Source organism: Pseudomonas sp. B33.4, from assembly GCF_034555375.1.
Taxonomy (GTDB): Bacteria; Pseudomonadota; Gammaproteobacteria; order Pseudomonadales; family Pseudomonadaceae; genus Aquipseudomonas.
In genome coordinates, this window is the sequence record NZ_CP140706.1 from 6,036,812 (window position 1) to 6,056,528 (window position 19,717).

Sequence of the window (19,717 nt, forward strand, 5' to 3'; positions counted from 1 at the left end):
TTGCTGAATTCTGACTTGAGCCCTGTGTAGGCAGATCTACCGCTATCGCGAGCAGGCTCACTCCTACAAGGGGTACGCGATCACCTGTAGGAGTGAGCCTGCTCGCGATGAAGTCAACGCGGTGCAACTGCACTCCCCAGGAGCCGAACCATCAAATATTCTGGCGATCCCCCTTCGGATCGAAGAACACCGAAGAAACGATTTCCGCCTCGATCACGCTGCCATCGGCCAGCGGTGCAAACACCCGCTCCCCGAGGCGCTTCAGACCGCCCTTGACCACACCCATGGCAAACGAATAACCGAGGGAGTTGTGTGCGTAGCTGGAGGTCACGTGGCCGACCATGGTCATCGGGATCGCCTGTTTGGTGTTAAACACCAGTTGCGCACCTTCCGGCAGCCACACGTTCGGATCGATCGGCTTCAGACCGACCAATTGCTTACGTTGATCCTTCACGCAGTCTTCACGGTTCATCCCACGCTGGCCGATCCACGAGAACGGTTTGGTGCGACCGACACACCAGCCCATGTTCAAGTCGTCCGGGGTCATCGAGCCGTCAGTGTCCTGACCAACGATGATGAAACCCTTCTCGGCGCGCAGTACGTGCATGGTTTCGGTGCCGTACGGGGTCAGGTTGTATTGCTTGCCGGCCTCGACGATTTTCTCCAGCACGCCCATCGCGTAGTCGGCCTGCACGTTGACTTCGTACGACAACTCACCGGTGAACGAAATGCGGAACACCCGCGCCGGCACGCCGCCGACCAGACCTTCTTTCCAGGTCATGAACGGGAAAGCTTCGTTGCTCAGATCAATGTCGGTCACGGCGCTGAGCAGCTTGCGGCTGTTCGGCCCGGACAGGGTCATGGTTGCCCAGTGGTCGGTGACGGAAGTGAAGTAAACCTTCATGTCCGGCCATTCGGTCTGGTGGTACAGCTCCAGCCATTGCAGCACGCGAGCCGCGCCGCCGGTGGTGGTGGTCATGACGAAATGGTTGTCGGCCAGACACGCCGTCACACCGTCGTCGAAGACCATGCCGTCTTCTTTGCACATCAAACCGTAGCGAGCCTTGCCCACGTCGAGCTTGGTCCAGGCGTTGGTGTACACGCGGTTGAGGAACTCGCGGGCATCCGGGCCTTGAATGTCGATCTTGCCGAGGGTCGAGGCATCGAGCAGGCCGACGCTGTCACGCACGGCTTTGCATTCACGCTTGACGGCGGCATGCAGGTCTTCACCGTTTTTCGGGAAGTACCATGGACGTTTCCACTGACCGACGTCTTCAAATTCCGCACCGTTTTTCACATGCCAGGCATGCAGCGCGGTATGACGCACCGGCTCGAATATGTGCCCACAGTGACGACCGGCCACGGCGCCGAAAGTCACCGGCGTGTAGTTCGGGCGGAACATCGTGGTGCCCATCTGCGGGATGGTCACGTTCAGCGAACGGGCGGCAATGGCCAGACCGTTGACGTTGCCGAGCTTGCCCTGATCGGTGCCGAAGCCCAGCGCGGTGTAGCGTTTGACGTGCTCGACCGACTCGAAACCTTCGCGGGTTGCCAGTTCGATCGCTGCAGCGGTCACGTCGTTCTGCAGGTCGACGAATTGCTTCGGTGCCCGTGCGGTGTTCTTTTCATGTGGCACCTGGAACAGCGCCAGCGTCGGTTCTTCGTGACGGCTCAGGGCTTTCGGCAGCACGCCTTCGACGGTCTGGAAACCGGCTTCAGCGGCGGCACGCACGCCACCTTCAAAACCGTCAGCCAACGAATCGCCAAGACCGTAAACGCCGTTGATGCCACCGACGCACACACGTTTCTGCGGTGCTTCGCCCGGTACGAAACCGAGGATGTCTTCGCGCCAGGTCGGCTTGCCACCAAGGTGCGAAGCCAAGTGAACGACCGGGCTGTAACCGCCGGAACTGGCAACCACATCGCAGTCGAGCCACTCGCCAGGACTGGTCACAGCGTGCGCTTTAACATCAATCGCCGCCACGCGGGCAGCAGTCACGCGCTTGCTGCCACGGGCTTCGATCACGGCGCTGCCGGTGAGGATACGAATACCTTTGGCGCGCGCTTCTTCCACCAGCGCACCACGTGGATTGCTGCGCGCATCGGCGATAGCGACCACTTGCAGACTGGCATCGAGCCAATCCAAAGCGACGCGATAAGCGTGATCGTTGTTGGTCGACAGAACTAGCTTCTTGCCCGGTGCCACGCCATAACGACGGACGTAAGTCGACACCGCACCGGCAAGCATGTTGCCCGGCACGTCGTTGTTGCCGTAAACCAGCGGACGCTCGCAAGCACCGGTCGCCAGCACTACGCGCTTGGCGCGGACACGGTGAATACGCTGACGCACCTGACCGATTGGCGCACGGTCACCGAGGTGATCGGTGAGGCGTTCGTGAATAGTCAGGAAGTTGTGGTCGTGGTAACCGTTGACGGTGGCGCGCGGCAACAGCAGCACGTCCGGGGTGTTTTTCAGTTCCGTGATGACGTTCGCGACCCACTCCATCGCCGGCTTGCCGTCGAGGCTTTCACGGGAATCGAGCAGGCTGCCGCCGAACTCTTCCTGCTCGTCCGCCAGAATCACTCGGGCACCGCTGCGCGCAGCAGCCAGAGCAGCGGCGAGACCGGCAGGGCCAGCACCGACGATCAGCACGTCGCAGTGCTGGTTCATGTAGTCGTAAGTGTCCGGATCGACTTCGGTCGGCGAACGGCCCAGACCGGCAGCCTTGCGAATGTACTTCTCGTAGGTCATCCAGAACGACTGCGGATACATGAAGGTTTTGTAGTAGAAACCCGGCGGCATCAGCTTGCCGCCGACCTTGCCGAGAATACCCATCATGTCGTTGTTGACGCTCGGCCAGCCGTTGGTGCTGGTCGCAACCAAACCTTGATACAGCGCCTGTTGCGTGGCGCGCACGTTGGGGATTTGCGTGGCTTCTGTCGCGCCGATCTGCAGCACGGCGTTCGGCTCTTCAGCACCGGCAGCAAAGATCCCGCGCGGACGCGAATACTTGAAGCTGCGGCCAATGATGTCGACGCCGTTGGCGATCAGCGCGGCGGCCAGCGAGTCACCCTCGAAGCCTTTGTAGCTCTGACCGTTGAAGGTGAAGCTCAGCACTTTGTTGCGGTCGATCCGTCCACCGTTGGACAGGCGATTGGTCTGGCTCATACCTTCTCTCCCAGCGCCGTCGTGGCTGTTTTCGCCGTATCAGCCTTGTCGGTGAATTGCGGCTTGGTGCCGATCTTGTAGGTTTCGAGAATCTCGTAGGTCACGGTGTCGCGGGTGACGTTGAAGTACTGACGGCAACCGGCGACGTGATCCCACAGCTCGTGGTGCAGACCGCGCGGGTTGTCGCGGAAGAACATGTAGTCGCCCCACTCCTCGTCGGTGCAGGCGCCTGGATCGAGCGGACGCGGAATGTGCGCCTGACCGGATGCGTGGAATTCCTCTTCGGAGCGCAGTTCGCCGCAGTGAGGACAGAAGATATGCAACATGGGGATTTCTCCTGTTAGTGGGCGACGGCAGCAGCGCCGTGTTCGTCGATGAGTGCGCCGTTGTGGAAACGGTCGATGGAAAACGGTGCGGCCAACGGGTGCATTTCACCCTTGGCCAGACTCGCGGCAAACACGTTGCCCGAGCCAGGTGTGGCCTTGAAACCACCGGTGCCCCAACCGCAGTTGAAGAACATGTTCGGTACCGGGGTTTTCGAAATGATCGGGCAAGCGTCCGGGGTGGTGTCGACGATGCCGCCCCACTGGCGGTTCATGCGTACGCGCGACAACACCGGGAACATCTCGACGATGGCCTGAATGGTGTGTTCGATCACCGGATACGAACCGCGCTGACCGTAGCCGTTGTAGCCGTCGATACCGGCGCCGATCACCAGGTCGCCCTTGTCGGACTGGCTGATGTAACCGTGCACGGCGTTGGACATGATCACGCTGTCGATAATCGGTTTGATCGGCTCGGACACCAGCGCTTGCAGCGGATGGGATTCGATCGGCAGACGGAAACCGGCGAGTTTGGCCATGTGCCCGGAGTTACCGGCCGTGACCACGCCGACGCGCTTGGCGCCGATGAAACCCTTGTTGGTTTCAACACCGATGCACACGCCGTTTTCCTTGCGGAAACCGATCACTTCGGTCTGCTGGATCAAGTCCACACCCAAGGCGTCGGCGGCACGGGCGAAGCCCCAGGCCACGGCATCGTGACGGGCGACGCCGCCGCGACGCTGAACGGTCGCGCCCATCACCGGGTAGCGAGTATTTTTCGAGCAGTCGAGGTACGGAATCTCGTCAGCCACTTGCTTGGCGTTGAGCAGTTCGCCGTCGACGCCGTTGAGGCGGTTGGCGCTGACCCGACGCTCGGAATCACGGATGTCCTGCAGGGTGTGGCACAGGTTGTAGACGCCACGCTGGGAGAACATCACGTTGTAGTTCAGGTCTTGCGACAGGCCTTCCCACAATTTCATCGCGTGTTCGTAGAGGTGCGCCGACTCGTCCCACAGGTAGTTGGAGCGAACGATGGTGGTGTTGCGCGCGGTGTTACCGCCGCCCAGCCAGCCCTTTTCGACCACGGCGACGTTGGTGATGCCGTGCTCTTTCGCCAAGTAATAGGCCGTCGCCAGACCGTGCCCGCCGCCGCCGACGATGACTACGTCGTAGACCTTTTTCGGCGTTGGCGTGCGCCACATGCGCTGCCAGTTTTCGTGGTGGCTGAGGGAGTGTTTGAAGAGGCCGAAGCCCGAATAGCGTTGCATAGTCAGTTACTCCAGAACACTCAGCGGTAAACCGGGAAGTCAGCGCACAGGGCTGCGACGTTCTTGGCAACATTTGCCTCGACATCGGCATCGCCAAGGTTGTCGAGGATGTCGCAGATCCACAGAGCCAGCACTTCGCACTGCGCCACTTTGAAACCGCGCGTAGTGACGGCCGGGGTGCCGATGCGCAGGCCCGAGGTCACGAACGGCGATTGCGGGTCGTTCGGCACGGCGTTCTTGTTGACGGTGATGTGTGCACGGCCAAGGGCGGCGTCGGCGTCTTTACCGGTCAGGCCCTGACGGATCAGGCTGACCAGGAACAGGTGGTTGTCGGTGCCGCCGGACACTACATCGTAGCCACGTTTGATAAACACGCTGGCCATCGCCTGAGCGTTGTCGATGACTTGTTGCTGATAGGCCTTGAAGCCTGGCTCCAGCGCTTCCTTGAAGCACACGGCTTTACCGGCGATGACGTGCATCAGCGGGCCGCCCTGAGCGCCGGGGAATACGGCGGCGTTGAGCTTCTTCTCGATCTCTTCGTTGGACTTGGCCAGGATCAAGCCGCCACGTGGGCCGCGCAGGGTTTTGTGCGTGGTGGTGGTGACCACGTCGGCGTACGGCAGCGGGTTCGGGTACAGACCGGCAGCGACCAGACCGGCGACGTGGGCCATGTCGACGAACAGCAGCGCGCCGACCTTGTCAGCGATCTGACGGAAGCGCGGGAAGTCCAGAGTCTTCGAGTAAGCGGAGAAACCGGCGACGATCATTTTCGGCTTGGATTCGACGGCGAGACGCTCGACTTCGTCGTAATCGATCAGCCCGGTGTCGGTGTTGATGCCGTACTGCACCGCGTTGTAGAGCTTGCCCGAGGACGACACTTTCGCACCGTGGGTCAAGTGACCACCGTGAGCGAGGCTCATGCCGAGGATGGTGTCGCCCGGCTGGATCAGCGCCAGGTACACCGCGCTGTTGGCCGAAGAACCGGAGTGCGGCTGGACGTTGGCGTAATCGGCGCCGAACAGTTGCTTGGCGCGTTCGATGGCCAGCGCTTCGACTTTATCGACGTGCTCGCAGCCGCCGTAGTAGCGCTTGCCCGGATAGCCTTCGGCGTATTTGTTGGTCAGGCCGCTGCCTTGCGCTTGCATCACGCGTTTGCTGGTGTAGTTCTCCGACGCGATCAGCTCGATGTGATCTTCCTGACGTTGCTCCTCGGCATTCATCGCCGCCAGCAGTGCATCGTCGTAACCCTGGATCTGGTCTTGCTTGCTGAACATCGCGTCTCTCCCAGCGGCATCTGTGCGCCATTCGTCTCGGTAAGGCACTGGCAATGAAGGCAGTGCCCTTTGATGCCGATGGTATGACCGGCGCAGACAGCTCAAATGCCTGCGCGCGCCACGCAAAGGTGCGTTTACGACATGGTCGGAAATGGCTTGTTGAATCTGCGCAGATCCCCTGTAGGAGTGAGCCTGCTCGCGATGGCGGTGGGCCAGCTAAGCAAATGTTGGCTGATGCGCCGCCATCGCGAGCAGGCTCACTCCTACAGGGGTTATGCGATCAATTGGCGAACCGCGAGCAGCAGGAGGAAATGCGCGGGATAAAGGCCGTAAGCCCAGCGCCGCATCGGCGGTGGCTGGAGATGTCGCACATGTCGCAACAGGAACAATCCGAGCATTGGCGCGAACAGACAGATGGCAATGCCAAGGATCGCGACGCTGCTACCGAACCTTGCCGAGTCGTAAAGCACTTGCCACTGATTCGCTGCGAGGCATATCAAACCCGGCAACAAGCTGAAATACCACGGGCGGCGAAACACCAGCAGCATCGCCAACGGCAGCAACACCCCGAAGAAACCAAACATCAGTCGTTCCGGAAACATGGCGGCCAGCACCAGCGCAGCAACGCCCAGCAATCGCGACATGATCGTTGGATCCTGCCACCCCCGCGCCAGCAGCAAGCCCAGCGCCAGCGTCGGCATCACATTCAACGTATCAGGCTCGGGAATGTACAGCCGATAGGGAATCTCGCTGACCGCACTGAACAGCAACAGCCACCCCAGATAACGCCACTCCATCTTCCGCGACCCATCCCGCGAAAGATTCGCCGCCATCGCCAGACAAAACCACGGAAACGCCAGCCGCCCCGGCACATACAGCCAATCGGCGGAGAACCCGACATATCGCAGGTGATCGAGCAACATGCTCAGCAGTGCGAGCCACTTGAGCAGATCCAGCGCGCCGTCGCGTTTGCTCAGGTGCATAATCGTCCTACAAACTGGTAATTTCCTGAACGTGACATCCCGTGTGCTCCCCGGAAGATCTTCGGTAAAGTGCGCACCCTCATTGACCACGAGCCTTCACAAGAGTCTCGACCACGGAAGCCGGCCATGACCGACAAGAGCCAACAATTCGCCAGCGACAACTACTCCGGTATCTGCCCTGAAGCCTGGGCTGCGATGGAGCAGGCCAACCACGGCCACCAGCGCGCGTATGGCGACGATGAATGGACCGCCCGCGCGTCCGATCATTTCCGCCAACTGTTCGAAACCGACTGCGAAGTGTTCTTCGCCTTCAACGGCACCGCCGCCAACTCGCTGGCCCTGTCGTCGCTGTGCCAGAGTTACCACAGCGTGATCTGCTCGGAAACCGCCCACGTCGAAACCGACGAATGCGGCGCCCCGGAATTCTTCTCCAACGGCTCGAAACTGCTGATCGCCGGCACCGAAAACGGCAAGATCACCCCGCAATCGATCCGCGAAGTCGCGCTCAAGCGTCAGGACATTCACTACCCGAAACCGCGTGTGGTTACCCTGACCCAAGCCACCGAAGTCGGCAGCGTCTACACCCCGGAAGAAGTCCGCGCCATCAGCGCCACTTGCAAGGAACTGGGCTTGCACCTGCACATGGACGGCGCGCGCTTCTCCAACGCCTGCGCCTTCCTCGGCTGCTCGCCAGCCGATCTGACCTGGAAGGCTGGTGTTGATGTGTTGTGCTTCGGCGGCACCAAGAACGGCATGGCGGTGGGTGAAGCGATCCTGTTCTTCAACCACAAACTGGCGGAGGACTTCGACTACCGCTGCAAACAGGCCGGTCAGTTGGCGTCGAAAATGCGCTTCCTCTCGGCACCGTGGGTCGGCATCCTCGAAAACGACGCCTGGCTGAAATACGCACGCCACGCCAACCACTGCGCGCAATTGCTCGCTGAACTGGTCAGCGACATTCCCGGCGTCGAACTGATGTTCCCGGTGCAGGCCAACGGCGTGTTCCTGCAACTGTCGGAACCGGCGATCGCCGCGCTGACCGCGAAGAACTGGCGCTTCTACACCTTCATCGGCAAGGGCGGCGCACGCTTCATGTGCTCGTGGGATACCGAAGAAGAACGCGTCCGCGAACTGGCCCGCGACATCCGCGAAGTCATGTCCGCCTGACCTGACTCCACACCCTCCCCTGTAGGAGCTGCCGCAGGCTGCGATCTTATGATTTGTTTTTTAAGATCAAGATCAAAAGATCGCAGCCTGCGGCAGCTCCTACAGAGATTGCGTTGCCCTTGGTCTACATTGTCTGTCGAGCCCTCCGCTCACATAACAATAAGCAGGAGCATCGGCATGTCGTTACAAGGCAAAACCCTGTTCATCACCGGCGCCAGCCGTGGCATTGGCCGTGAGATTGCGCTGCGCGCAGCGAAGGACGGGGCCAATATCGTCATTGCGGCGAAGAGCGCCGAAGCCCACGCCAAACTGCCCGGCACCATCCACAGCGTCGCCGCCGAAGTCGAAGCGGCGGGCGGCAAGGCGTTGGCGTTGCAGGTGGATGTGCGTGATGAAGAGGCGGTACGCCGGGCACTGACTCAGGCCAACGAACATTTCGGCGCGATCGATGCGCTGGTGAACAACGCCGGGGCGATCAAGTTGACCGGTGTGCAGCACATCGAACTCAAGCGTTTCGACCTGATGCACCAGATCAACACCCGTGCGGTGTTGCTGTGCAGCCAAGCCGCCCTGCCCTATCTGAAGAAATCCGCCGGGCATATTCTCAATCTGTCGCCACCGCTGAATCTGGCGAGCAAGTGGTTTGCGCAGTTCAGCCCGTACACCGTGACCAAGTACGGCATGAGCATGTTGACGCTGGGGATGAGCGAGGAATTTGCCAGTTACGGGATCAGTGTCAATTCGTTGTGGCCGCAGACGATGATTGCCACGGCGGCGATTGAGTTTCAGTTGGGCAATCGGGAGTCATTCAAGCAGGCGCGCCTACCTTCGATCATGGCGGATGCGGCGCATGTGATTCTGGATAGTAGCGGGCGGCAGATTACCGGGCGGTTGTTGATTGATGAGGAGGTTTTGCGTGAGAGCGGTGTGGCGGAGTTTGAGCATTACCGGTTTGAACCGGGGAGTAATGCGGCGTTGATGACGGATTTGTTTATCGACTGAAAAGCCCCTCACCCTAGCCCTCTCCCGGAGGGAGAGGGGACTGACCGTGGTGTTTATCAGAGTTACGCCGACATGAAATACAGAGCCGAACTCACATTTTGAAAAGCCCAAAAATCGGCTCCCTCTCCCTCGGGAGAGGGCTGGGATGAGGGGCAAGCCGTGCGCAAAAATTCGAACCACTCAAAAATCGATACGCACATCCCCCTTAGGCACACTGCAGCACGACAGAATGAACCCCTCGGCCTCGTCGTCCTCAGTAATCCCGCCGTTGTGCTCCATCTCCACCTCGCCGCCGAGCTTGAGCACCTTGCACGTCCCGCAAATGCCCATGCCGCAGGCTTTCGGGATCATCAGGCCAAGCTTGGCCGCCGCCGCATGCACAGTCTCGCCCGGCGCCACACGAATGCTCTTGCCGGACGAGGTGAATTCGACCTGATGCAGATCCGCCGCATCGATTTCTGGCGCATCGGCTGCCTGCTCGGCCTGTTCCACCGCATCGGCACGCGCTTCCGGTGGCGTGGCGCCGAAGGATTCCTCGTGATAACGCGACATGTCGTAACCGGCCACTTCCAGCAGGCGCTTGACCGCGTTCATGTACGGCGTCGGGCCGCAGCAGAACACTTCGCGCTCGAGGAAGTCCGGCACCATCAATTCAAGCATCTTGTGGTTCAGGTAACCGCGATAACCGGCCCACGGCTCGCCCAGGCCGTGCTTTTCACAGATCAGGTGCAGGCTGAAGTTGTCGATCCGCGACGCCATGTGCTCCAGCTCGCGATGATAAATGATGTCTTTCGGCGAGCGCGCGCTGTGGATAAAGGTCATGTCGACGTTAGCGTTGGTGTCGTAGAACCAGCGCGCCATCGACATGCACGGCGTGATGCCGACGCCGCCGCTCAGATACAGCACTTTCGGGCTCGGGAAGTCGATGGCATTGAACAACCCGACCGGCCCGTGCACCGCCAGTTCCTGGCCTTCATGCAGCGTATCGTGCAGCCAGTTGGAGACCTTGCCGCCCGGCACCCGTTTGATCGTCACCGAAAAGCTGTACGGCACCGACGGCGAACTGGAGATCGTGTACGAGCGCATGATCGGCTGGCCTTCGATTTCCAGCTCCAGGGTGACGAATTGCCCGGGTTTGAAGAAGAACAGGATCGGCTGATCAGCCATAAAGCAGAAGGTGCGCACGTCCCAGGTTTCCTGGATGACTTTGACGCAACGGACGATGTGTCGGCCATTGGCCCAGGTCTGGGTGGTGACCGGATTCAGGAAGCTGTTGGACATGCTGTTCTCCACGGCCGACTGTCGGCCTCATGTCGGCGATTCTGCGTATAGCGCAGACCGTCCGTTTACCTATCCGCGACATCGGCATACTTATCGCGACCAGCCCCCAACCACCGGGGGTTGCGCGTCGGGAACAGATTGCACCATGTCGCCCATGGATAAGGTTCCGCCCAGCGCCGGGCCCACACTCGCCCCAACACCAAGACAGCTTCTTTACACCTTGCGTAGCACCCGTTGCAGCACACCTGATCAGCCACTTTCGCCGGCCACGCAGATGGCCTTGAGGATTACATCGATGGACGTCACCGCAAAAATCAGCCTGGGCGATCCGCTGGAACCCGCACGCAAGGCCACCGCACAAATGCTCCAGGAGCGCGAGCGGACGTTTTCGCTGCCACAGCCGTTCTATAGCGACGAGCGGCTGTTCGATATCGACATGCAGGAGATCTTCCAGAAAGAGTGGTTGATCGCCGGCATGACCTGCGAGATCCCGGCCAAGGGCAACTACCTGACCCTGCAGATCGGCAAGAACCCGATCATCGTCATCCGAGGCGCCGAGGGTGTGGTGCATGCCTTCCACAACGTCTGCCGCCACCGTGGCTCGCGCCTGTGCACCAGTGAAAAAGGCAAGGTCGCCAAACTGGTCTGCCATTACCACCAGTGGACGTACGAGCTGGACGGTCGCCTGCTGTTCGCCGGCACCGAAATGGGCGCCGACTTCGACATGAAGCAATACGGTCTCAAACCGGTGAACGTGAAGACTGCCGGCGGCTACATCTTCATCAGCCTGGCGGAGAACCCGCCGGCCATCGATGACTTTCTGTCGACGCTGAACCATTACATGGAACCGTACGACATGGAGAACACCAAGGTGGCGATCACCACCACCTTGATGGAAAAGGCCAACTGGAAACTGGTGCTGGAAAACAATCGCGAGTGCTACCACTGCAACGCGTCGCACCCGGAACTGCTGAAAACCCTGCTGGAATGGGACGACGTCACCGACCCGCGCGCCGATCAGGCGTTCAAGGATCACGTCGCCGCCTCCGCTGCCGCCTGGGAAGCCGAGAAGATTCCTTACGCCCACGCCAGTTTCGGCCTGCGCAACCGCATCGTGCGCATGCCGCTGCTCAAGGGCACCGTGTCGATGACCCTCGACGGCAAACAGGGCTGCGCGAAACTGATGGGCCGCATTAAAAACCCGGACCTCGGCTCGATGCGCATCCTGCACCTGCCGCACTCGTGGAACCACTGCATGGGCGACCACATCATCGTGTTCACCGTGTGGCCGATCAGCGCGCAGGAAACCATGGTCACCACCAAGTGGATCGTGCACAAGGATGCGGTTGAAGGCGTGGATTACGACGTCGAGCGCATGCGTCAGGTGTGGGATGCGACCAACGATCAGGACCGGCGTCTGGCTGAGGAAAACCAGCGCGGGATCAACTCCACGGCTTATCAGCCTGGGCCTTATTCGAAGACCTATGAATTTGGCGTGGTCAACTTCGTCGACTGGTACAGCGAGCGCTTGCTGAACAATCTCGGCGCAGAGCCTGCGCCTTACCTTAAAGGTGTGCCTGTCCAAGGATAAAAAGCATCGCGAGCAGGCTCACTCCTACATTTGGAATGCGTTCCCATGTAGGAGTGAGCCTGTTTGCGATAGCTATTTCACATTCATCACATCCCTGAACCTTGATTGCACAAATTCTGACCAATCCCCCCACACCCCATACCCACCAAGCCCGCCAGCCTTCCACGAACAAGTTATCCACACGCCCACCCACAGCAAATGGGGACAACTGTGGATGACTCGAAAAATATCCCACTGATTTGCAAAGAAAAACCGTGACTTATCCAGAAGCACGGTTTTTAAAACACAATGATCACTTTTTAATCAACAGCCTACAAGCCACGCCACTCGTGGCGTTCAGCGGAAGGCAAACACCTTATCCACAGAAGCACCAACAGAGATCGGGGGTAACTTTGCATCGTCTGTGGAAAAACGCTGAAGGCCTTGATAAATCAGGCTTGAAGAGAGAATTACTCGGTCAAAACCGCAGATTGATCAATAATTGACCAGATCTCGGAAAGCCGTGTTTCATATAGCTCTCAGAGGATAGCGAACATCTTATCCACAGAAGCGCCAACAGAGATTGGGGGCAACTTTCTAAGTTATCCTGCCGAAAAAGCCTCGCAAATCCGTGACTTAGGCTGGTTGTTTTTTGATCGGAGGGCTGCAGGGCTTGATTGCCGTGGGGTCTAGAGAGGGGCGAACACGTTATCCACAGATCCGCCAACAGGGATTGTGGGTAAACCGCCCCCCTCACCCCAGCCCTCTCCCGCCGGGAGAGGGAGCCGACCGAGGTGTATTGGAAAAGTACAGTGACCTGCAAATTATGCGGTGACCTTGGCTGGGCCAAACTTGAGTTCGCGAAAATCTTTCAGGTCGATGTAACGCTTGAGTACGCCACCGAAGGTCCCCTCTCCCTCCGGGAGAGGGCTAGGGTGAGGGGCTTTTCAGCGGACGACGCCTTCTTCAATCAGCAACTTGAGGATCGCTGCAGCACCAGCCTGTGCGGTAACCCCCTTGAGCACCTGCCCCCCGCCCCCACTGGCCTTGGCCGTCGCAGCCTTCATGCGGTCGGCGCCGCTTTTGGCCTTGATCACTTTCAGACGTTTGGGCCGTGGTTTGGCCGGTTGCAGAGTGGCAACCGAGAGGAGTTCATCATCGACAACCTCGACATCAGCAGCCTCCAGCACCCCGCGTCGCGCCGGCCCATAAGCACTCTGCCGAGGCTTCGGCGCAGCGTTATCCACAGTCGCCAGAAACGGCAGCTTGACCTTCAACCGCCGCCGCTGCCCACGCGGCAACGCTTGCAGCACCAGCGCCGAACCGTCACTGATCGACTCGACCTGCGCCAGCCCCACCACCAGCGGCCAGCCCAGACCTTCGGCGAGCAAAAACGGCAACATCCCCGACCCTTCCCCGGTTTCCGCCTGGCTACCGGTCAGCACCACCTGCGCCCCGGCATCGCGCAGATATGCGGTCAGCGCCGGCAGCGCATCGGCGCCAGCCGGTTGCTCCAGCACATGCATCTGCGCAAGACCCATGCCCAGATAGGCGCGCAACGCCGGTTCCGCAACGTCACCGGCATGCAGCACTTGCAGGTTATCCCCAGCCAGTTGCAGACCCAGTTCCACGGCGCGCGCGTCCTGATCAGCACGGCGTGGCCGCCCGGAAGTCGGGTGAGCGCCGATTGAAACCAGACTGATAACTTTCGTGTTCATAGCGTTTCCTTAAGCCGCATCGCGCTTGGCTTCGTTGCGGTAAGCCGCCACCGCTTCGATCAACGCCTGCAGAATCTCTGCGCTCTCGCCGATCACCGACAAATCGGCACGCTTGATCATGTCGCAACCCGGATCAAGGTTGATCGCCACCACTTTGTCGCAAGCGCCAATGCCTTGCAGATGCTGGATCGCGCCGGAGATACCCACAGCCACATAGACCCGCGCGGTGACCCAGGTGCCGGACGCGCCGACCTGGCGATCACGGGCCATGAAGCCATCGTCTACTGCAACGCGGGAAGCACCTTCGGTAGCGCCGAGTGCTGCCGCAGTTTCGTGGAACAACGCCCAGTCTTTGACCCCATTGCCGCCGGAGAAAATGAATTCAGCTTCGGCCATCGGAATCGCCGCCGGGTCCACCGCCACCGCACCGAGATCTTCGATCCGCGACAGGCTGCGCGCGACGCTTGTGGATAACTCCACCGGCAGTGCTTCATGACGGGTTTCGCTGACCGGCTCGGCGCATTCCGCCGCCGCCAGAATCAATCGTGCGACGGGCCGGGCGAGGTCTTGCAAGCCCGCACCTGCGCGGCCAATACATTCCTGATCCTTGACCTGCCAGACCCGTGTCGCCGGGCGTTCACCCAGTGCAGCGGCAAAGCGCCGACCGAGTTCACCACCACCGCTGCGGCTGTCCGGCAGCAGCCAGTGACGTGGATTGAACTGGTTATCCACAGCGCGCAAACCTTGCACCCGTTGCTCCGGTGCATAACCGCTGAATTCCTCGCCTTCCAACACCAGCAAGCGGTCCACGCCTGCGGTGGCGAAAGCGTTTTCCTTGTGCTCGCCAAAGACCACCGCCAACACTGCGCCGTCCTGGCCGGCGAGTTGATGGGCGAGGCCAAGCAAATCACGGTCGTGACTGCTCAAGCGGCCGCCAACCATGTCCGGCACCACGCTGATGTAGTACGCCGGGGCCGGCACCTGATGCAGCGGCAATTGCACTTCAACCGTGGCCGAGCGTTTGACCGCCCCGCCCTGTTGCGCGCCGCTGCGGTCGATCCGTTTGAGGCCGTTAGGGCCGATAAAGCCGATGCCATGCAGGTTCTTGCGGATGACGCCGTTCGGCCCCATCCAACTGTGTTGCGCCGGTTGCATGGCCGCGTGTAGCGGATGCAAACGGTTACGCGCAATCCATTCGGCGCGCGGGTCGCGGCGGATAATATCGCTCATCAGTGGGCCTCCGCTGGTTCACGTTTGGCCGGGGTGGCAGGCTTGCTCGGGGCGGCGTCTTCAAGCAATGCGTCGGCGACCAGTTCGGCGATGTCCTTGATCAGCGGACGCGGTTCGACCACGCCTTCGAGCATCGCCGTGCACTGTGGACAACCCACCGCCACCAGTTCGGCGCCGGTTTCGCGGATGTCGTCCATGCGCATATCAGGAATCCGCTGCTTGCCCGGAATGTCAGTGATCGGCGCCCCGCCACCGCCGCCGCAGCAGCGTGAACGGAAGCCGGAACGTTGCATCTCTTTGACCTCGATGCCGAGGGCGCGCAGTACTTCGCGCGGCGCTTCGTACTCGCCGTTGTAGCGGCCGAGGTAGCACGGATCGTGATAAGTCACGCTGTTGCCTTTGTGCTGACCAAGGTTCAGCGCGCCGGCCTGGATGATTTCCGCCATGTAGGTGCTGTGGTGCTGTACCAAATAGTTGCCGTCGAACGCGCCGTACTCGTTTTTCAACACGTGGAAGCTGTGTGGATCGCAAGTGACGATGCGGTTGAAGCTGTATTTGGCCAGGGTCTGGATGTTGCGTTTGGCGAGCAACTGGAAGGTCGCTTCATCGCCCAATCGGCGGGCCACGTCGCCGCTGTCACGTTCTTCGAGGCCGAGCACGGCGAAGTCGACTTTTGCCGCTTTCAGCACTTTGACGAAAGCGCGAAGGGTGCGCTGGTTACGCATGTCGAAGGCACCGTCGCCGACCCAGAACAGCACGTCGGTGGATTTCTTTTCGCTGAGCAGATTGAGGTTCAAGTCCGCTGCCCAGTTCATCCGTCCGCCCGGAGCAAAACCGCCGGGGTTGTCGGTGGCGATCAGGTTCTCGAGGACTTCGGCGCCCTTGTTCGGCGTCGCGCCTTTTTCCAGGGTCAGGTGACGGCGCATGTCGACGATGGCGTCGACGTGCTCGATCATCATCGGGCATTCCTCGACGCAAGCGCGGCAGGTGGTGCACGACCACAGGGTTTCGGCGTCGACCAGCCCGTTGACGATGGGTTCATGTGGATTGCCGCTGTGTTCGCCCACAGGTTTGCCGGGATACGGGCTGCCGGCAAACTTGGCGTCGGTGCCACCGGCGAGGCCGACGACCATGTCCTGAATCAGCTTTTTCGGGTTCAGCGGCTGGCCGGCGGCGTAGGCCGGGCACGCAGCTTCACACTTGCCGCACTGCACACAGGCGTCGAAACCCAGCAACTGGTTCCAGGTGAAATCCTTGGGTTTCTCAACACCCAGCGGAGCACTCGGATCGTTCAAATCCAAAGGCTTCAAACCGGTGGAACGACCGCCGCCAAAACGTTCGGCGCGACGGTGCCAGGCCAAATGCAGCGCACCGGCGAAGGCGTGCTTCATCGGCCCGCCCCAGGTCATGCCGAAGAACAGCTCCGACACGCCCCACAGCACACCGATCCCGAGGATGGCCGCGAGCACCCAGCCGCCGAAGTTCTCCGGCAGAATCCCGGCCACCGGCAAGGTCAGCAGGAAGAACGACGCCGAGAACGCCAGCAGGCTTTTCGGCAGGCGCATCCACGGGCCTTTCGACAGCCGCGCGGGCGGGTTGCGCCGCCGCAGATAAACGAAGATTGCGCCGACGAACATCACCGCCGTCATCAGCAGCAAGGCGTAACCGAGGATGCGGTTATGCAGGCCGAAACCGTGCACCAGCAGCGCCAGCACAATCGACGCCACCGCACCGCCGGCCGTGGCCACGTGGGTGTTGGCGATGTATTTGTCCCGCGCCACGACATGGTGCAAATCGACCATGTAGCGCTTGGGCATGGCCAACAGGCCGCCGATCAGATCGACCTTCGAGGCCCGGCCCCGACGCCACATCGCTACCCGCCGCAACGCGCCGAGGACACCAAGGCCGATAGCTGCGAACAACAGGATTGGAAGAAGGGTGTTCAACATGGTGAAGCTCCCACCAGTACAACCTGGAGAAACACGATCCGCTTTACTGTGGGAGCGAGCCTGCTCGCGAAAGCGGTGAATCAGTCAGCTCATCTTTCACTGACAGATTGCATTCGCGAGCAGGCTCGCTCCCACAGGGTTTGGTGCAAGTCCTTAGAAATCCTTGCAGAGCCGCAGGGCGTCATAAATGGCGGCGTGGGTGTTGCGCTGCGCCACGCAGTCGCCGATGCGGAACAGCAAATAACCGTCGCCCGCCTCGCTCAGCGAAGGTTGCGGCTGGATCGCGAACAACGCTTCGACGTCGATCTGGCCCTTGTTGCGCGAACCCTCTTTGAGCGCGTAGTAGATTTCTTCATCCGGACGCACGCCGTTTTCCACCACCACCTGATCGACCACCCGCTCCTCTTTGGCACCGGTGTATTCGTTCTCCAGCACCGCGACCAGTTTGTCGCCTTCGCGGTAGACCTTCTCCAGCATCATGTCGCCGGTCATGATCACTTCTTTCGGGTACATACTGCGGTAGTAGGTCGGGAACGACGTACCGCCGATGGCCACGCCCGGCTTGATATCGTCGGTGACGATCTCGACCTGGCTGCCCTTGTCGGCAAGGAAGTCGGCAACCGACATCCCGGTGAACTCGCAAATGGTGTCGTAGACCAGCACGTTCTTGCCCGGCGCGACCTTGCCGTCGAGCACGTCCCAACTGCTGACCACCAGCCCTTCGGCAGCGCCCCAGTGTTCGTTCTGTTCCAGATACGGATGCCCGCCGACCGCCAGCACAACAACGTCCGGACGCAGATCCATGATGGTGTCGGCATCCGCTGCCACACCCAGACGCAGATCGACTTTCAGCCGCGCCAACTCCAGCTGGAACCAGCGGGTGATGCCGGCGATCTGGTCGCGCTGCGGTGCTTTCGATGCGGTGGTGATTTGCCCACCGATGAATTCTTTCTTCTCGAACAGGGTCACGTCGTGGCCACGTTCGGCGGCAACGCGGGCCGCTTCCATGCCGGCAGGGCCGGCACCGACGATGACCACCTTGCGTTTCGGCCCGGTGGATTTCTCGATGATGTGCGGCACACCCATGTACTCACGGGACGTCGCCGCGTTCTGAATGCACAGCACGTCCAGACCTTGGTACTGGCGGTCGATGCAATAGTTGGCGCCGACGCACTGCTTGATCTGGTCGATCTGGCCCATCTTGATCTTGGCGATCAGGTGCGGGTCAGCGATGTGCGCGCGGGTCATGCCGACCATGTCGACGTAACCGCCTTCAAGGATGCGCGTGGCCTGGTTCGGGTCCTTGATGTTCTGTGCGTGCAGCACCGGCACCTTGACCACTTCCTTGATTCCGGCGGCCAGATGCAGGAACGGCTCCGGTGGATAACTCATGTTCGGAATCACGTTGGCCAGGGTGTTGTGAGTGTCACAACCCGAGCCGACGACGCCGATGAAATCGAGCATGCCGGTGTCGTCGTAATACTTGGCGATCTGCTTCATGTCCTCGTGGGACAAGCCGTCCGGGTGGAACTCGTCACCGCACAGACGCATGCCCACGCAGAAGTCGTCACCGACCTCGGCGCGTACGGCTTTCAACACTTCCAGGCCGAACTTCATCCGGCCTTCGAAGGTGCCGCCCCATTCGTCGGTGCGCTTGTTGACGCGCGGACTCCAGAACTGGTCGATCATGTGCTGGTGCACGGCGGACAATTCGACGCCATCCAGACCACCGGCCTTGGCCCGGCGCGCAGCCTGGGCGTAGTTGCCGATGACCCGCCAGATTTCTTCCGGCTCGATGGTTTTGCAGGTGGCGCGGTGCACCGGTTCACGGATGCCCGACGGCGACATCAGGGTCGGCCAGTTGAAGCCGTCCCAGCGCGAGCGCCGGCCCATGTGGGTAATCTGAATCATGATCTTGGCGCCGTGCTTGTGCATGGCGTCAGCGAGATTCTGGAAGTGAGGAATGATCCGGTCGGTCGACAGGTTGACCGAACTCCACCACTGCTGCGGGCTGTCGATGGCGACCACGGAGGAGCCGCCACAGATCGCCAGGCCGATGCCGCCCTTGGCTTTCTCTTCGTAATATTTGACGTAGCGCTCGGTGGTCATGCCACCGTCAGTCGCGTAGACCTCAGCGTGCGCGGTGCTGAGCACGCGGTTGCGGATGGTCAGTTTGCCGATCTGGATCGGCTGGAACATTGCTTCGAAAGCCATGGCGGGTTCCTCGACTTACAACGGCTTGACGGTGAACAAGCCGTCTTCGTGGCCTTCTTCGGAGCCACCGTAAACTTGCTCGGCAACCGTGCGAATCTTGCTGCCGCGCGCCTCAAGAATCTGATCCATGGCCCCGGCAAACCAACCGGTGAACATGTAGTCGACCTTGCGCCCGACCTTGCCGTAGACGTAGACGAATGCGGAGTGTTCGAGCTTGACGCTGGCGGTGCCTTTGTCGAGGTCGATGTCCTGGATCTTGAACAGGCCCCAGCCGCGTTGCGACAGACGCTTCATGTAGTGCTCGAACACCGCGACGCCTTCCAGGCCGTGGCATTCGGCTTCTTTTTCGCACCAGTGCCAGGCGGATTTGTAGCCGGCCTTGTAGAGGATCTCGGCGTAGGCGTCGGCGCCCAAAACCTCTTCGATGCCCATGTGGTTATTCACGAAGAAGTGGCGCGGTACGTAGAGCATTGGCAGGGCGTCGGAGGTCCAGACACCGGTCTCGCTGTCGACTTCGATTGGCAATTGCGGGGCGATCTTGGCCATGGAAACTTAACTCCAGAAAAAAT

At 60.6% G+C, this 19,717-nt stretch carries 15 protein-coding genes; 4 read left to right on the top strand and 11 right to left on the bottom strand.

The window, feature by feature from the left end; genetic code table 11:
* Positions 1–151: 151 nt before the first annotated feature.
* The 5 genes from U6037_RS26775 to U6037_RS26795 form a co-directional block, all read right to left on the bottom strand.
* Positions 152–3,169: a sarcosine oxidase subunit alpha gene (locus tag U6037_RS26775; protein ID WP_322845076.1), complete on the bottom strand. Its 3,018-nt coding sequence runs from the start codon at positions 3,167–3,169 to the stop codon at positions 152–154.
* Positions 3,166–3,495, bottom strand: coding sequence for a sarcosine oxidase subunit delta (locus U6037_RS26780; RefSeq protein WP_016986286.1), 330 nt, complete (start codon positions 3,493–3,495; stop codon positions 3,166–3,168). The genes U6037_RS26775 and U6037_RS26780 overlap by 4 nt, the downstream gene beginning before the upstream one ends.
* Positions 3,496–3,509: 14 nt before the next feature.
* A complete protein-coding gene (locus tag U6037_RS26785) occupies positions 3,510–4,760 on the bottom strand; it encodes a sarcosine oxidase subunit beta (protein ID WP_003206307.1) in 1,251 nt (416 codons plus the stop codon).
* A 20-nt stretch (positions 4,761–4,780) separates the two neighbouring features.
* Positions 4,781–6,034: a serine hydroxymethyltransferase gene (locus tag U6037_RS26790; protein WP_102900090.1), complete on the bottom strand. Its 1,254-nt coding sequence runs from the start codon at positions 6,032–6,034 to the stop codon at positions 4,781–4,783.
* Positions 6,035–6,306: 272 nt separating this feature from the next.
* A complete protein-coding gene (locus tag U6037_RS26795) occupies positions 6,307–7,017 on the bottom strand; it encodes a TraX family protein (protein ID WP_322845077.1) in 711 nt (236 codons plus the stop codon).
* Between the two features lie 126 nt (positions 7,018–7,143).
* On the opposite strand from U6037_RS26795, the gene U6037_RS26800 reads away from it, so the two are divergent.
* Together U6037_RS26800 and U6037_RS26805 are read left to right on the top strand one after the other, a co-directional pair.
* Entirely contained in the window at positions 7,144–8,184 is a 1,041-nt protein-coding gene (locus U6037_RS26800; RefSeq protein ID WP_038363178.1) for a low specificity L-threonine aldolase, read from the top strand.
* Positions 8,185–8,361: 177 nt separating this feature from the next.
* On the top strand, positions 8,362–9,186 hold the full coding sequence (locus U6037_RS26805; RefSeq protein ID WP_322845078.1) for an NAD(P)-dependent oxidoreductase: 825 nt from the start codon (positions 8,362–8,364) through the stop codon (positions 9,184–9,186).
* A 180-nt stretch (positions 9,187–9,366) separates the two neighbouring features.
* On the opposite strand, the gene gbcB is transcribed toward U6037_RS26805, so the two are convergent.
* Complete coding sequence (gene gbcB / locus U6037_RS26810; RefSeq protein WP_007911227.1) at positions 9,367–10,467, bottom strand: glycine-betaine demethylase subunit GbcB; 1,101 nt, start codon at positions 10,465–10,467, stop codon at positions 9,367–9,369.
* A 295-nt stretch (positions 10,468–10,762) separates the two neighbouring features.
* On the opposite strand from gbcB, the gene gbcA reads away from it, so the two are divergent.
* The gene (gbcA, locus tag U6037_RS26815; RefSeq protein WP_008083155.1) at positions 10,763–12,058 is read left to right on the top strand and encodes a glycine-betaine demethylase subunit GbcA; all 1,296 of its coding nucleotides are present in this window, start codon (positions 10,763–10,765) and stop codon (positions 12,056–12,058) included.
* A 254-nt stretch (positions 12,059–12,312) separates the two neighbouring features.
* Positions 12,313–12,543 carry a hypothetical protein gene (locus U6037_RS26820; RefSeq protein WP_322845079.1) on the top strand — a complete coding sequence of 77 codons (231 nt, stop codon included), beginning with the start codon at positions 12,313–12,315 and terminating at the stop codon, positions 12,541–12,543.
* Positions 12,544–12,984: 441 nt separating this feature from the next.
* On the opposite strand, the gene U6037_RS26825 is transcribed toward U6037_RS26820, so the two are convergent.
* From U6037_RS26825 to U6037_RS26845, 5 genes are all read right to left on the bottom strand, one after another.
* Positions 12,985–13,755, bottom strand: a complete 771-nt coding sequence (locus U6037_RS26825) for an electron transfer flavoprotein subunit beta (protein ID WP_322845080.1) — start codon at positions 13,753–13,755, stop codon at positions 12,985–12,987.
* A 9-nt stretch (positions 13,756–13,764) separates the two neighbouring features.
* The gene (locus U6037_RS26830) at positions 13,765–14,985 is read right to left on the bottom strand and encodes an electron transfer flavoprotein subunit alpha/FixB family protein (protein WP_322845081.1); all 1,221 of its coding nucleotides are present in this window, start codon (positions 14,983–14,985) and stop codon (positions 13,765–13,767) included.
* Entirely contained in the window at positions 14,985–16,934 is a 1,950-nt protein-coding gene (gene dgcB, locus U6037_RS26835) for a dimethylglycine demethylation protein DgcB (protein ID WP_322845082.1), read from the bottom strand. The genes U6037_RS26830 and dgcB overlap by 1 nt, the downstream gene beginning before the upstream one ends.
* Positions 16,935–17,087: 153 nt before the next feature.
* Positions 17,088–19,148, bottom strand: coding sequence for a dimethylglycine demethylation protein DgcA (dgcA, locus tag U6037_RS26840; protein WP_322845083.1), 2,061 nt, complete (start codon positions 19,146–19,148; stop codon positions 17,088–17,090).
* A gap of 15 nt (positions 19,149–19,163) precedes the next feature.
* Positions 19,164–19,694, bottom strand: a complete 531-nt coding sequence (locus tag U6037_RS26845; RefSeq protein ID WP_053124559.1) for a DUF5943 domain-containing protein — start codon at positions 19,692–19,694, stop codon at positions 19,164–19,166.
* Between the last annotated feature and the right edge of the window lie 23 nt (positions 19,695–19,717).